The sequence below is a fragment of the Lysinibacillus sp. RU7 genome (assembly GCF_057837305.1).
Genome location: NZ_JBYQFK010000143.1, coordinates 1 through 267, shown reverse-complemented (window position 1 = coordinate 267; position 267 = coordinate 1). Strand labels below are relative to the sequence as shown.

Genomic DNA, 267 nt, shown 5'->3' with positions numbered 1-267 from the left:
ATTGTGGCTACAGCCAGGTCAACTCATTGTGATGCGTGGCGAGACTCAACAGTATTGGCAACACCGTTTAAATCGTTCAACAAAAATTTTACAACCACGTATTAATCTTACTTTTCGGCAATTTCAGTTCTTATAAAAATTGGGCAAGAAAAAAGCCCATGATGGCAACATGAGCTTATTCCTCTGAGGGGGATGCTTCTATTGATGAGCTGCTGATGAAAAGAATCACCAATAGGAGCTAAAATCATAATATGAGAATATTATGAG

The 267-nt window shown here is 38.2% G+C and carries 1 protein-coding gene; it reads left to right on the top strand.

Annotated elements, in window-relative coordinates; all coding sequences use genetic code 11:
• Position 1: 1 nt before the first annotated feature.
• The gene (locus AC3II9_RS21855) at positions 2 to 136 is read left to right on the top strand and encodes an alpha-ketoglutarate-dependent dioxygenase AlkB (RefSeq protein WP_489158803.1); all 135 of its coding nucleotides are present in this window, start codon (positions 2 to 4) and stop codon (positions 134 to 136) included.
• Positions 137 to 267 lie beyond the last annotated feature (131 nt).